Source organism: Halomonas sp. JS92-SW72, assembly GCF_003547075.1.
Lineage (GTDB): Bacteria > Pseudomonadota > Gammaproteobacteria > Pseudomonadales > Halomonadaceae > Halomonas > Halomonas alkalicola.
The window spans coordinates 2314301-2328642 of the sequence record NZ_CP032147.1 but is presented as its reverse complement, the minus strand read 5'-3'; the positions used below and the strand labels follow the sequence as shown (position 1 = coordinate 2328642).

Annotated in this window: 11 protein-coding genes; 6 read left to right on the top strand and 5 right to left on the bottom strand. The window is 69.5% G+C overall.

The genetic code is table 11. From position 1 onward, the window contains the following. Entirely contained in the window at positions 1-1722 is a 1722-nt protein-coding gene (locus D1793_RS10910; RefSeq protein ID WP_119022194.1) for a proline--tRNA ligase, read from the bottom strand. 242 nt (positions 1723-1964) lie between these two features. Here D1793_RS10910 and D1793_RS10905 point away from each other — a divergent pair, with 242 nt between their 5' ends. Next, positions 1965-2417: a hypothetical protein gene (locus tag D1793_RS10905; RefSeq protein WP_119022193.1), complete on the top strand. Its 453-nt coding sequence runs from the start codon at positions 1965-1967 to the stop codon at positions 2415-2417. Between the two features lie 32 nt (positions 2418-2449). On the opposite strand, the gene D1793_RS10900 is transcribed toward D1793_RS10905, so the two are convergent. Continuing rightward, the gene (locus tag D1793_RS10900; RefSeq protein WP_276110357.1) at positions 2450-3718 is read right to left on the bottom strand and encodes a benzoate/H(+) symporter BenE family transporter; all 1269 of its coding nucleotides are present in this window, start codon (positions 3716-3718) and stop codon (positions 2450-2452) included. A 104-nt stretch (positions 3719-3822) separates the two neighbouring features. Here D1793_RS10900 and D1793_RS10895 point away from each other — a divergent pair, with 104 nt between their 5' ends. Further along, positions 3823-4395, top strand: a complete 573-nt coding sequence (locus tag D1793_RS10895) for an XRE family transcriptional regulator (protein ID WP_119022192.1) — start codon at positions 3823-3825, stop codon at positions 4393-4395. A gap of 22 nt (positions 4396-4417) precedes the next feature. Here D1793_RS10895 and D1793_RS10890 read toward each other — a convergent pair whose 3' ends face one another. The 3 genes from D1793_RS10890 to D1793_RS10880 form a co-directional block, all read right to left on the bottom strand. Next, positions 4418-5608 carry a VWA domain-containing protein gene (locus D1793_RS10890; protein WP_119022191.1) on the bottom strand — a complete coding sequence of 397 codons (1191 nt, stop codon included), beginning with the start codon at positions 5606-5608 and terminating at the stop codon, positions 4418-4420. Between the two features lie 3 nt (positions 5609-5611). Further along, entirely contained in the window at positions 5612-6466 is an 855-nt protein-coding gene (locus D1793_RS10885) for a MoxR family ATPase (RefSeq protein WP_119022190.1), read from the bottom strand. 76 nt (positions 6467-6542) lie between these two features. Next, positions 6543-7439 (bottom strand): NAD(P)-dependent oxidoreductase, encoded by an 897-nt coding sequence (locus tag D1793_RS10880; RefSeq protein WP_119022189.1) that lies wholly within the window; start codon positions 7437-7439, stop codon positions 6543-6545. Between the two features lie 229 nt (positions 7440-7668). Between D1793_RS10880 and D1793_RS10875 the strand changes: the two genes are divergently transcribed. From D1793_RS10875 to D1793_RS10860, 4 genes are all read left to right on the top strand, one after another. After that, the gene (locus D1793_RS10875) at positions 7669-10386 is read left to right on the top strand and encodes a cation-transporting P-type ATPase (RefSeq protein WP_119022188.1); all 2718 of its coding nucleotides are present in this window, start codon (positions 7669-7671) and stop codon (positions 10384-10386) included. A 205-nt stretch (positions 10387-10591) separates the two neighbouring features. Beyond that, complete coding sequence (locus D1793_RS10870; protein ID WP_119022187.1) at positions 10592-12076, top strand: amidohydrolase family protein; 1485 nt, start codon at positions 10592-10594, stop codon at positions 12074-12076. Beyond that, on the top strand, positions 12073-12828 hold the full coding sequence (locus tag D1793_RS10865; protein WP_119022186.1) for a hypothetical protein: 756 nt from the start codon (positions 12073-12075) through the stop codon (positions 12826-12828). The genes D1793_RS10870 and D1793_RS10865 overlap by 4 nt, the downstream gene beginning before the upstream one ends. Before the next feature lie 331 nt (positions 12829-13159). Next, complete coding sequence (locus D1793_RS10860) at positions 13160-14341, top strand: acyl-CoA dehydrogenase (RefSeq protein ID WP_119022185.1); 1182 nt, start codon at positions 13160-13162, stop codon at positions 14339-14341. The last annotated feature ends 1 nt before the right edge of the window (position 14342 follow it).

Below are 14342 nucleotides of genomic sequence, written 5' to 3'. Positions count from 1 at the left end.
TCAGGGGCTGATGCGCTCGCGCAGAAAGTCGAGGATCTGCTCGGCCGGTACCATGGTGGCATCGCTGTCACGGCGTCCCTTGTACTCCAGTTCACCCTTGTCCAGGCCTCGATCGCCGACCACCAGGCGGTGGGGCAGGCCCATCAGCTCATGGTCGGCGAACTTGGCGCCCGGGCGCAGGTCGCGGTCATCCAGCAGCACCTCGAAGCCGGCGGCGGTCAGCTCGCCGTAGAGCTTCTCGGACTCCTCGCGCACCCGCTGCGACTTGTGGGCGTTCATTGGCACCAGCGCGATCTGGAAGGGGGCGATGGCGTCGGGCCAGATGATGCCGGCCTCGTCGTGGTTCTGCTCGATGGCGGCGGCCACGACCCGGGTCACACCGATACCATAGCAGCCCATCCAGGGATGCAGGGCGCGACCTTCGTCGCCGAGCACGCTGGCGTCCATCGCCTCGCTGTACTTGCGGCCCAACTGGAAGACGTGGCCCACCTCGATGCCGCGCTTGATGGAGAGGATACCGTGGCCATCCGGGGAGGGGTCGCCCTCCACCACGTTGCGCAGGTCGGCGACCTGGGGCAGGGCGACGTCACGCTCCCAGTTGATGCCGAAGTAGTGCTTGCCGTCGACGTTGGCGCCGGCGCCGAAGTCGCTCATCAGCGCCACGCTGCGATCCACGATGATCGGCATCGCGAGGCCCACCGGGCCCAGCGAGCCGGGGCCGGCGCCCACCGCGGCACGGATCTCCTCTTCGCTGGCCATGGTCAGCGGCTCCGCCACCTCCGGGAGGTTCTCGGCCTTGATGGCGTTGAGCTCGTGGTCGCCACGCACCAGCAGAGCGATCAGGCCGCCCTCGGCGGCGTGGACCATCAGGGTCTTGATGGTCTTCTCGATGGGCAGGCCGTGCTGCTCCACCAGGGCGGCGATGGTGCGGGCGTCGGGGGTATCGACCAGACGCAGCTCCTCGGCGGGGGCGGCGCGCTCGGGGGTGGTGCCCAGCGGCGCCGGCAGCGCCTCGGCCTTCTCGATGTTGGCGGCGTAGTCGGAGTCGCTGGAGAAGACAATGTCGTCCTCACCGGAGTCGGCCAGCACGTGGAACTCGTGGGAGCGGTCGCCGCCGATGGCGCCGGAGTCGGCCAGCACCGGGCGGAACTCGAGGCCCAGGCGGGTGAAGATGCGGGTGTAGGCATCGTACATCGCCTGGTAGGTCTCTTTCAGGGAGGCCTCGTCGACGTGGAAGGAGTAAGCGTCCTTCATGATGAACTCGCGGGAGCGCATCACCCCGAAGCGCGGACGGATCTCGTCGCGGAACTTGGTCTGGATCTGGTAGAAGTTGACCGGCAGCTGCTTGTAGCTGGCGATCTCGCGGCGTACCAGATCGGTGATCACCTCTTCATGGGTCGGGCCGACGCAGTAGTCTCGCTGGTGGCGATCCTTGAGGCGCAGCAGCTCCGGGCCGTACTGCTCCCAGCGGCCGGACTCCTGCCACAGCTCGGCCGGCTGCACCGCCGGCATCAGCACCTCCTGGGCGCCGGCACGGTCCATCTCCTCGCGCACGATCTGTTCGACCTTGCGCAGGGTGCGCAGGCCCACCGGCAGCCAGGTATAGAGGCCGGAGGTGAGGCGACGGATCATTCCCGACCGCAGCATCAGCTGGTGGCTGATGACCTCGGCGTCGGCGGGGGTTTCCTTGAGGGTGGCGATCAGCAGTTGAGTGGCGCGCATGGGTCCCGGGGTTCCTCGGTCAGCAGATGGCGGGCCGCCGTCGTGGCGGCGAATGGGCGCATTGTACGGCCAAGCGCGGGAGGCGGCAAAAGCGACCGTGAAAAGGGCGTCATCCGTCGGGTTTTCCCGCGACTGGGCCTGCGGACGGGGTGTGATAGACTCTCGCTGGTTTGCCAGGCGACGCCGAGTCACGCATGTCCTCGCTCGGCGCCACGGCTCCCCCCTTTCATGGAGGTTTCCGCATGACTCCCGCTCTCCGTCGCGGCCTGACCGGTCTTCTCCTCGGTGTGTCCATCACCGCCCTGGTGGGCTGCGGCACCGTCTTCCACCCCGAGCGCAAGGGGCAGGTGAGCGGTCGCATCGACCCGGTGGTGGCGATCGCCAACGGCGTCGGCCTGCTCTTCTTCATCGTCCCCGGCGTGGTCGCCTACGCGGTCGATTTCTCCAACGGCACCATCTACCTGCCCAGCGGGCACACCTCGGCCGGCGTGGATGCCATGCGGCTGGAGGAGGGCATGGACGTCGCCTCCCTGGAGCGGCTGCTCTCCGAGAAGACCGGCAAGGCGGTGAGCCTGGACAGCGAGCTGATGAGGGTCGAGGAGGTCGCGAGCCTGGACGAGGCGCTGGCACTGGTGCGCATGGCCGGCATCGACGACGAGGTGCGGCTCGGTACCGCCACCGACGGCGAGGCCTGATCGGACATCCCCGGCGGCGGCTTATGTAGGGCTCAGCCGGTCGCTGCCTGCTTATCCTGAGTCGCCTTCTCCTGGGTGAGAGGGCGCCCGGCGGGTCGACGGCCGGTACCGAGCCACAGTGCCGCCATTCCCGCCACCAGCCCCCAGAAGGCGGCCCCGATGCCGAGCAGGGTGACCCCCGAGGCAGTGAAGAGAAAGGTCACCAGGGCCGCATCGCGCTGGCGCTCGTCGGCCATCGCCGCAGCCAGGCCGTTGCCGATGGTGCCGAGCAGCGCGAGTCCGGCCAGGGCGGCGATCAGCGCGCCCGGCAGCGCTGCAAAAAGAGCCGTCACCGTGGCCCCGAATACCCCCAGCACCAAGTAGCCGACGCCTGCCGCCACGCCCGCCGTGTAGCGCCGCGACGGGTCCTCGTGGGCCTCCCGCCCCATGCACACCGCGGCGCTGATCGCCGCCAGGTTGAGCGCGAAGCCGCCGAAGGGGGCGAGGCCCAGGGTGGCCGCCCCGGTCCAGCCGATCAGCGGTGAGGTGGGGGGCCGGTAGCCGGCGGCCCTAAGCACCGTGATGCCCGGCAGGTTCTGGGTGGCCATGGTGACCACGAAGAGCGGGATCCCGACCCCGACCAGGGTAGCGAGCGAGAAGGCCGGGGCGGTGAAGACCGGCAGGGTCGGGGCGAGGCTCACCCCGTCAAGGCTCAGCTCACCCTGCATGGCGGTGAGGCCGACCCCCACCAGCAGCACCAGCACGATGGCGTAGCGGGGCGCGAAGCGCCGCCCCAGCACGTAGCTGGCCAGCATGGCCAGCGGCAGCAGCCAGGCGGTGGCCAGGGTGGCGAAGAGCTCGATACCGAAGCGCAGCAGTACGCCGGCGAGCAGGGCGGCGGCCAGCGCCGGTGGGATACGCTTCACCAGGGCGCCGAACAGGCCGGTCACCCCGCACAGGGTGATCAGCGCCGCCGAGAACAGGAAGGCCCCGATTGCCTGTTCCATGGGCACGCCCGGCAGGCTGGTGGCGAGCAGGGCGGCGCCCGGGGTCGACCAGGCGGTGAGGATCGGCATCCGGTAGCGCAGCGACAGCCCCAGCGAGGTGAGCCCCATGCCGATGCCCAGCGCCCACAACCAGGAGCCGATCTGGGCGTCGCTGGCACCCGCGGCTTCGGCGGCCTGGAAGATGATCACCGCCGAGCTGCCGTAGCCCACCAGCACCGCCACCAGCCCGGTGACCAGCGTGGAGGCGCTGACGTCCCGCCATACCGAGCGCGCCGGCGCGTCCCGCATCGCGGGGGTATCGCGGTATTCGATCATCTCGGGCTCCTCCCTGCTGTCGCCGGCCGTGCGTTATGACGTACAATGGGCGACACCCTACCATCGTGCGTTATAGCGCACAAGTCGTTTCGGGAGGATTCTCCATGCAGGAGATCGCCACTCATATTGCGCAGCGGCTCAAGGCCCTGCGCCAGGCGCGGGGCTGGAGCCTGGAGGCGGCCGCTCGGGCCACCGGGGTCAGCAAGGCGATGCTCGGGCAGATCGAGCGGGGCGAATCGAGCCCCACGGTGTCGACGCTGTGGAAGATCGCCAGCGGCTTCTCGGTCTCCTTCTCGTCGCTGTTCGGGGCGCCGGGCGGCGAGGCGGGACCCGCCGGCGAGACGCGGTGGGGGCGCGATGCCCTGGGCATGCAGGCGACGGTGATCTTTCCCTATGACCCCCTGCTGGGCTTCGAGATGTTCGAGATCGCGCTGGCCCCCGGGGCGGCGAGCGAGTCCTCGCCCCACGCCGCGGGAGTGGTGGAGCACATCGTAGTGCTGGAGGGGGAGTTGGGCCTGACCCTGGGCGAGGCGGAGGAGCAGCGGCTGCGGCCCGGAGAGGCGCTGCGCTTCCAGGCGGACTGCCACCACGTCATGCGCAGCCTCGGCGAGGCGCCGCTGCGCTTCCATGACGTCATCCACTACCTGCCCGGGGCCGCGGCGGGGGAGACCCTCTAGCGGCCGCAGGCCCCGACGACCGCTACCGGGCCAGGTCCCGCATGGCGCTCTCCAGCCCCTCGAGGGTCATGGGGTACATGCGGTCGTCGATCAGCTGGCGAATCAGCTGGGTGGAGTGGGTGAACTCCCAGGCGCGCCGCGGCATGGGGTTGAGCCAGGCCAGGCGGGGGAACTTGTCGACCAGGCGCCTGAGCCAAACCGCGCCTGCCTCGTCGTTGAAGTGCTCGACGCTGCCCCCTGGGTGGGTGATTTCATACGGCGACATGGCGGCATCGCCGACGATCACCACCTGGTAGTCCTCGCCGTAGGTGTGCAGCACGTCCATCGTCGGGATGCGCTCGGTGTGGCGACGCGACTGGCTCTGTGCGTTGCTGCGCCACACCCCCTCATAGAGGCAGTTGTGGAAGTAGTAGGCCTCCAGGTGCTTGAACTCCGAACGCGCCGCGGAGAAGAGCTCCTCGCAGGTGCGGATGTGGTCGTCCATGGAGCCGCCCACGTCCAGCAGCAGCAGCACCTTGACCGCGTTGTGGCGCTCCGGGCGCATCTGCACGTTGAGCAGGCCGGCGTCGCGCGCGGTCTCGCGGATGGTGGCGTCGATGTCGAACTCCTCCGCCGCCCCCTGACGGGCGAACTTTCTGAGCCTTCGCAGCGCCATCTTGATGTTACGCGTGCCAAGCTCCAGGGAGTCGTCGTAGTCGCGGAAGCGCCGCTCGTCCCATACCTTCACCGCCCGGCGGTGGCGGGAGCCCTCCTGGCCGATGCGGATGCCCTCGGGGTTGTAGCCGTAGGCGCCGAAGGGGCTGGTGCCGCCGGTGCCGATCCACTTGTTGCCGCCGGCGTGGCGCTCCTTCTGCTCCTCGAGGCGCTGCTTGAAGGTCTCGATCAGCTTCTCGAGCCCGCCCAGGGACTCGATCTGTGCCTTCTCCTCCTCGGAGAGCTGCTTCTCGAACTCCCGGCGCAGCCAGTCGTCCGGGATCAGCGCCTCGATGGCGGCGTCGAGGTTCTCTAGCCCCTCGAACCAGGCGGCGAAGGCGCGATCGAAACGGTCGAAGTGCCGCTCGTCCTTGACCATCACGGTGCGCGCCAGTTGGTAGAAGGCCTCCATGTCGGCGAACACCACGCCGCGCTCCACCGCGGCGTGGAGATCGAGCAGCTCGCGCAGCGACACCGGCACCCCGGCGCGCTTCAGGGTCTCGAACAGGCCGATAAACATGGCTCAGCGCCTCTGGTTGCCCTGGCGACGCAGCATGAAGGCCAGCCGCTCCAGCAGCTGGGTATCCTGCTCGTTCTTGACCAGCGCCCCGGCCAGCGGCGGGATCGCCTTCACCGGGTCGCGGTGGTAGAGCGCCTCTCGGGCCAGCTCGTCCGCCATCAGGAGCTTCAGCCAGTCCACCAGCTCCGAGGTGGAGGGCTTCTTCTTGAGGCCCGGGGCCTCCCTCAGCGCGAAGAACACCTCCAGCGCCTCGCCCACCAGCTTCGGGGCGATGTCGGGGAAGTGCACGTCGACGATGGCCTGCATGGTCGCGCGGTCGGGGAACTCGATGTAGTGGAAGAAGCAGCGGCGCAGGAAGGCGTCGGGAAGCTCCTTCTCGTTGTTGGAGGTGATCACGATGATCGGGCGGTGGCGCGCGGTCACGGTCTCGCCGGTTTCAAAGACGTGGAACGCCATGCGATCCAGCTCGTGGAGCAGGTCGTTGGGAAACTCGATGTCCGCCTTGTCGACCTCGTCGATCAAGAGCACCACCCGCTCGTCGGCGGTGAAGGCCTCCCACAGCTTGCCGGGCTTGATGTAGTTGGCGACGTTCTCCACGCCCTCGACGCCCAGCTGGGAGTCGCGCAGGCGGCTCACCGCGTCGTACTCGTAGAGCCCCTGGGCGGCCTTGGTGGAGGACTTGATATGCCAGGTGATCAGCCGCGTGCCCAGGGAGCGGGCCAGCTCCTCGGCCAGCAGGGTCTTGCCGGTGCCCGGCTCGCCCTTGATCAGCAGCGGGCGCTCCAGGGTCACGGCGGCGTTGACCGCCTGTTTCAGGGCCTCGGTGGCGACATAGGTCGCAGTGGAATCAAACGCCATGGAGTGTGTGCCTCGACAGATCGTCAGGAATGGGGATTTTCGAACAAGTGTACGGAAGGGCGGCGATGGCGACAAATCACCCCCGCTGCGGTGGGCGGTAGGCCTCCACCAGGATTGCCGGGTCGTGCTCGGCGTGGCCGCGGGTGGCATGGGCGCGCATCAGTTGGGCGGCGAGGGCGCTCATGGGGGTGGCGCTGCCGCTGCGCTGGCTCTGGGCCACCGCCAGGTCGAGGTCCTTGAGCAGGGTGCGCAAGTGCCAGGGCGGGTCGGCGAAGTCGCTCGCCGCCATGCGCGGGGTGAGGATCTGGAAGGGTTTCGAGTCCGCGAAGCCCCCGGAGAGCGCCTCGACGAGCCGGGTGGCCTCCACGCCGCTGGCCTCGGCCAGCGCTACCATCTCGGCGAGCACCGCGGCCTGGCAGCCCACCACCATCTGGTTGCACACCTTGGTGACCTGGCCGGCGCCCACCGGGCCCATGTGGGTGACCCGGGCGGCCATGGGGGCGAGGGCCGGGCATATGGCGTCGATGGCGTCCGCCTCGCCGCCGGCCATCATCACCAGGCTGCCGGCCTCGGCGCCAGCCACGCCGCCTGAGACCGGGCAGTCGATCCAGCGCATCCCGCACTGCGCCTCGAGCCGAGCGGCGAAGTCGCGGGTGGCCGCCGGGTCGCTGCTGGAGAGGTCGATCAGGGTCTGGCCCGGACGCCCATGCGCCGCCACGCCGCCCTCGCCGAACACCACCTGCTCCACCACGGCGGTATTGGCCAGGCAGAGCATCACCAGGTCCACGCTGGCCACCAACTCGCCGACGCTAGCGGCCACCCGGGCGCCGGCCTGGCCCAGCGACTCGGCCTTGGCGGGGGTACGGTTCCAGACGGTCACATCGAAGCCGGCCTCCAGCAGCCGGCGGGTCATGGGGTCGCCCATCAGGCCAATGCCGATGAAGCCGATGAAGCCGTGGTGGGGGTGAGGCATGAGATCTCTCCGGCGAGTGGATAGCAGGGAGCAGCATGCGCGAAGGCGGGGTTTTTCGGCAAGCCGGCTTGTCTGGCCGGACGGGAGTGTGCGACAAGCAAAGTTGGCCGGGGGCGAGGGCGGGTCCACAGAGGGCGATGGGCCGGCAGGAGGCGACAGACACCATGGGGCTTGAGCGTTGCGGGACGATGCCGGATGAACGCCATGTGACGCGGTGGGGGGCGGCGGCATGAAAGATGCATCGCGTGGCGAGCCCGCCTGGCACAGCCGGGAGCCTGCCGAGGTGCTCGCGGTACTTGCCGCCTCGGAACAGGGACTGAGCGGCGATCAGGTGGCCGAACGGCTGGCGCGCCACGGCGAGAATCGCCTGCCGGCACCGCCGCGCAGCGGTCCGCTGCGGCGTTTCCTGCGCCAGTTCCACAACGTGCTCATCTATGTGCTGCTGGTCGCCGCGCTGGGCACGGCCCTGCTGCAGCACTGGGTCGACACCGGAGTGATCCTCGGGGTGGTGGTGATCAATGCCATCGTCGGCTTTGTCCAGGAGGGCAAGGCGGAGCAGGCCCTGGAGGCGATCCGTGGCATGCTCTCCCCCCGGGCCCTGGTGCTGCGCGATGGGCAGCGGTGTACCGTGCCCGCCGAGCAGCTGGTGCCGGGCGACCTGGTGTTCCTGCAGGCCGGAGACCGGGTGCCCGCCGACCTGCGGCTGCTGCGCTGCCACAACCTGCGTATCGACGAGGCGATGCTCACCGGCGAATCGGTGGCCGTGGACAAGCAGACCGGCGCCGTGGACGCCGAGGCCGATCTCGGCGACCGCCGCGGCATGGCCTTCTCCGGCACCCTGGTCGCCTTCGGGCAGGGGCGCGGGGTGGTGGTGAGTACCGGCGCGGATACCGAGATCGGGCGCATCTCCACGCTGCTCGGCGAGGTGGAGACCCTGACGACGCCGCTGCTGCGCGAGATCGCCACCTTCGGGCGCTGGCTGTCGGGGGCCATCGTGGTGCTCGCCGCCATCACCTTCGCCTTCGGCTACTGGGGGCACCACTATGATCTCCTGGAGACCTTCCTGGCGGCCGTGAGCCTGGCGGTGGCGGCCATTCCCGAGGGCCTGCCGGCGATCATGACCATCACCCTGGCCATCGGCGTGCAGCGCATGGCGGTGCGCAACGCCATCATCCGCCGCCTGCCGGCGGTGGAGACCCTGGGCTCCGTCACCACCATCTGTACCGACAAGACTGGCACCCTGACCCGCAACGAGATGACTGTGAAGACCCTGCTCACGGCAGAGGAGAGCTACGAGGTCAGCGGGGTGGGCTACGCGCCCCATGGCGGCATCCACCATGCCGGCGAGGAGGTGGCGCTCGAGCAGCACCCGGTGCTGGCCGAAGCGCTGCGCGCCATCCTGCTGTGCAACGATGCCGAGCTCCAGCGGTGGAGCGGGGGCTGGCATCTCGAAGGCGACCCCACCGAGGGCGCGCTGGTGGTCGCCGGGCTCAAGGCGGGCCTGGATGCCCGGGAGGTCGCCCGACACTATCCCCGCGATGACGTGATCCCCTTCGAATCCCTCTACAAGTTCATGGTCACCCTTCACCACCATCATGAGGGCGGCCAGTGCCTGCTCTACCTCAAGGGCGCGCCCGAGCGGGTGCTGGCCGTCTGCGATCGTGAGCGCACCCGCGATGGTGACCGCTCCCTCGATAGGCCGCGCTGGGAGCGGCGCATGGACGCCGTCGCCGCCCGGGGCCAGCGGCTGCTGGCCGTGGCCCTGAAGCCCATGGAGGAAGGCCGCCGCACCCTGGCCTTCCCCGACGTCGAGGAGGGCGGCCTGACCCTGGTGGCGGTGTGCGGCATCATCGACCCGCCCCGGGAGGAGGCGATCGACGCGGTGCGCCAGTGCCAGCAGGCCGGCATCGTGGTCAAGATGATCACCGGCGACCATGCGGTGACCGCCCGGGCCATCGCCGACGAGCTCGGTATTCGCACCGCGGGCGGGGTCGTCCCGGGGCATGCCCTGGAGCCGCTCTCCGACGGGGAGCTGGCGGCCCTGGTGCGTGAGGTGGACGTCTTCGCCCGCGCCACGCCGGAACACAAGCTGCGCCTGGTCCGCGCCCTGCAGGCGGGCGGCCAGGTGGTGGCCATGACCGGCGACGGCGTCAACGACGCCCCGGCCCTCAAGCGTGCCGACGTCGGTGTCGCCATGGGCATCAAGGGCTCGGAGGCCGCCCGAGAGGCCGCCGCCATGGTGCTGGCCGACGACAACTTCGCCTCCATCGCCCACGCGGTGGAGGAGGGCCGCACCGTCTACGACAACCTGCGCAAGGCGATCCTCTACATCCTGCCCACCAGCGGCGGCGAGGCGCTGACCATCATGGCCGCCGTGCTGCTGGGGCTGACCCTGCCGCTGCTGCCGGCCCAAGTGCTGTGGGTGAACATGGTCACCGCCGTGACCCTGAGCCTGGCCCTGGCCTTCGAACCCGCCGAGCCCGGCGTCATGCGCCGACCCCCGCGTGTCCCCGGCGCGCCGATCCTGTCGGGCTTCCTGATCTGGCGCGTGCTGTTCGTCTCGCTGCTCTTGCTGGCGGGGACGTTCGGCCACTTCCTGTGGATGGAGCGGCAGGGCGTGGAGATTGAGCTGGCTCGGACCGTGGCGATCAATGCCCTGGTGATGGGCGAGATCGCCTACCTCTTCAACAGCCGCTACATCCTCGAGCCCGCCTGGAACCGCGCCGGCCTGCTGGGCAGCCGGGCGGTGCTGGTGGCGGTGGGCGTGCTGGTGGTCCTGCAGGCGCTCTTCACCTATGCCCCACCCCTGCAGTTCCTGTTCGGCACCGCACCCCTGGGCGCGAAGGAGTGGGCCAGTATCCTGGCCTTCGGCGTCATCCTGTTCGCGCTGGTGGAACTGGAAAAGGCCCTCTTCAGGTGGCGTGGGCGAGGCGCTCCTGGGGCGTGAAGGGGCGAGGTCGGCGAAGCAGGTATCGTCCATGGCGTCGGTCGGGGTTCCGGACTATTTTCATGGTATGACAAGGAGGTGGGTAGACCGGTTTGATGTTGCTCAACCCATACCGTCCGGCGCTTCTCCCCGGGTTCATCGTCTTGACCAGCAACGCCCTGCGGGAGACCCGGCCCGTAGGCGCCATCGACCCAAGGACTTGCCCATGCCGCCTGCCACGCCCCCTTCGCCCCTGATGGTGCACTCGGCCCGCCATGGCCACGGGGCCTGCTGCTGCGGCTCGCCGCTGCTCCAGCGCTTCCACGAGCGCATGATGGCGGAGATCAGCCGCCGCCACTTCCTGGGCGGAACCGCCGCCGTCATGGCGCTGTTTGCCGGCCTGCACGCCCCCTCCGTGGTGGGGGAGGCGCCGAAGGAGCGCGAGGGGCCGCTGCTGCTGACCCACCTGCGCCTGTTCGACGGCAGCGGGGCGCCGCTGCGCGGTGACGTGGCGGTGCGGGTGGAGGCGGGGCGCATCGCGGCCCTCCTGCCCGGTGACGCCGACCACCAGGGGGCCGAGGTGATCGACTGCGGCGGGCGTGTGCTGATGCCGGGGCTGATCGATGCCCACTGGCATACCACCCTGGCGGGCATCACCCAGGTGGCGGCGATGACCGCCGACGCGGGCTATGTGCATCTGGTGGCGGCCCGGGAGGCGGAGCGCACCCTGATGCGCGGGGTGACCAGCGTGCGCGACGTGGGCGGGCCTTCCTTTGCGCTCAAGCGCGCCATCGACGAGGGCATCGTGGCCGGGCCCAGGATCTTTCCCGCCGGCGCCATGATCTCCCAGACGTCGGGCCATGGCGATTTCCGCCTGCGCCATGAGGTGCCCCGCGGCACCACGACGCCGCTCAGCGAACAGGAGCGCCAGGGGGTCGCGGCGATCGCCGACGGCGAGGCCGAGGTGCTTCGCCGCACCCGGGAGCAGCTGATGCTCGGTGCCTCCCAGATCAAGCTGATGGCCGGTGGCGGCGTCGCCTCCACCTACGACCCTCTGGACAGCACCCAGTTTACCGAGCGCGAGCTGCGCGCCGCGGTGGAGGCCGCCGAGGACTGGGGCACCTATGTGATGGTGCACGTCTATACGCCCCAGGGGATCCAGCGCGCCCTGCGGGCCGGGGTTCGCTCCATCGAGCATGGCCAGCTGGCCGACGAGGAGAGCGTGCGCATGATGGCCGGGGAGGGCGCCTGGTGGAGCCTGCAGCCCTTCCTGCAGGACGAGGACGCCAACGTCTACCCCGACGCCGCGCGCCGCGAGTCCCAGCGCCAGGTCGCCGAGGGCACGGTGCGCGCCTATGAGATGGCCCAGCGCTTCGACGTGAAGACGGCCTGGGGCACCGATATCCTCTTCAGCCCCCAGAACACGCCGAACCAGCTGCGCCACCTGGCCAAGCTCACCCGCTTCTATGACCCGCTGACGGCCCTGGCCATGGCCACCGGGCGCAACGGCGAGCTGCTCGCGCTCTCGGGCCCGCGCAACCCCTATCCCGGCACCCTCGGGCGCATCGAGCCCGGCGCCCTGGCCGACCTGCTGGTGGTCGACGGCGACCCGAGCCGCGACCTCGACTTCCTCAACGACCCGGAGCGCAACCTGCGCCTGATCATGAAGGGGGGGCGCATCCACAAGCAGACCCTGGGGGGCCAGCCATGAGCGCCCAAGGCGTCGGGCTTGCTGCCGGTCTCGTGCTGGCTCTCGCGGCCGCTTCATTGCCTGCTGCGGCCAGCGCTGAGGGAGAGGACGACGGCTGGCGCGTCCAGCTCACCCCCTACGTATGGATGGCCGGCCTGTCCGGCGACGTCCGCCCCCTGGCGGGCGCCCCCACCGTCAGCACCTCCCGGGGGTTCGGGGAGGTGCTCGAGGACCTGGAGGGGGCCTTCTTCATGACCGGCAGCGCCCGGCGCGATCGCTGGGTGCTGCAGGGCGATCTCACCTGGGCCTCGCTGGGTCACGAGGCGACGCTGCCCCCTGGCATCGTGGCCGAGGGCCGGCTGCGCCAGCGTTCGGTGACGGCGCTGGCGGGCTACCAGGTGGTCAGCGAGGGGGCGCATCGCCTGGATCTGCTGGCGGGGGCGCGGGCCTGGCGGATCGAGGCCGAGGTGGGCGTGCCGGCCCTGGGGCTTTCGGCCCGCGACACCCAGCGCTGGGTCGACCCGCTCCTCGCCGCGCGGCTGCGTTCGGCCTGGAGCCCGGCCTGGTCGACGCTGCTGCAGGGTGATGTCGGCGGCTTCGGGGTCGGGTCCGACAGCACCTGGCAGCTGGTGGCCACCGCCAACCTGGCGGTGAGCGACTCCCTCCACCTCTCTGCCGGCTATCGCCACCTGGCGGTGGAGCGTGACGAGGCAGGCACTCGCCTCGATGTGTCGATGAGCGGCCCGCTGCTGGGGGCCACCTGGCGTTTCTGACCCGGGCCCTGCCTCGCCATGGCGCATTTCGCCCCTGCGGGGCGCCCGGATGGTGCAGTGCGGCATGGTGTTTGAGGGTGCGACACCCCATCCCTGCCAGGATGTTAATTCAATAACCTATTGATCTATAATAAATGATTGCGGGAATGGCCCGCTATTCGCAATGTGTTGAGCATGATCGCTGAACCGCCTGGCGATCCACGAGTGAGCTGGCGTGCTCCACCTGGCCCCCTTCGGGGGGCCTTTTTTATGCTTGGCAGGCGGGGGTTGTTGGTCTACATTTGATGAAAATGTAGAAATTAACCATCACCAACTCCACGGAGCCCTCTCCATGAGCCAGATCACCCCCGTCACCTGGGAAGACCCCTTCCGTCTGATCGACCAGCTCAGCGAAGACGAGCGCATGGTCTACCAGACCGCCCACGACTACTGCCAGGAGAAGCTCCTGCCCCGGGTGCTGGAGGCCAACCGCCACGAGATCTTCCACCGCGAGATCATGAACGAGATGGGTGAGCTCGGCCTGCTGGGTTCCACCATCGACGGCTACGGCTGCGCCGGGCTTAACTACGTCAGCTACGGCCTGGTCGCCCGCGAGGTGGAGCGGGTCGACTCCGGCTACCGCAGCGCCATGAGCGTGCAGTCGAGCCTGGTGATGTACCCCATCCACGCCTTCGGCAGCGAAGCCCAGCGCGAGAAGTACCTGCCCAAGCTGGCCACCGGCGAGTGGGTGGGCTGCTTCGGCCTCACCGAGCCCGACCATGGCTCCGACCCGGGCGGCATGGTCACCCGTGCCACCCGCATCGACGGTGGCTGGCGCCTCAACGGCACCAAGACCTGGATCACCAACTCCCCCATCGCCGACGTCTTCGTGGTGTGGGCCAAGGATGACGAGGGCGTCATCAACGGCTTCATCCTCGAGAAGGGCATGAAGGGCCTCACCGCGCCCAAGATCGAGGGCAAGTTCAGCCTGCGCGCCTCCATCACCGGCCAGATCGCCATGCAGGACGTGGAGGTCTCCGACGACCAGCGGCTGCCCAATGTGACCGGCCTCAAGGGCCCGTTCTCCTGCCTCAACCGCGCCCGCTACGGGATCGCTTGGGGCGCCATGGGCGCGGCTGAGGCGTGCTGGCATGCGGCACGCGACTACACCATGGACCGCAAGCAGTTCGGCCGCCCGCTGGCTGCCAACCAGCTGATCCAGAAGAAGCTCGCCGACATGCAGACCGAGATCACCCTGGGTCTGCAGGCGGCGCTTCGCGTGGGTCGCATGATCGATGACGGCCAGCTGGTGCCCGAGGCGATCTCGCTGATCAAGCGCAACAACTGCGGCAAGGCGCTGGACATCGCCCGGGTGGCCCGCGACATGCACGGCGGCAACGGCATCAGCGACGAGTACCACGTGATTCGCCACGTGATGAACCTCGAGGCGGTCAACACCTACGAGGGGACCCACGACGTCCACGCCCTCATCCTGGGCCGCGCCCAGACCGGCCTGCAGGCCTTCACCGGGTAAC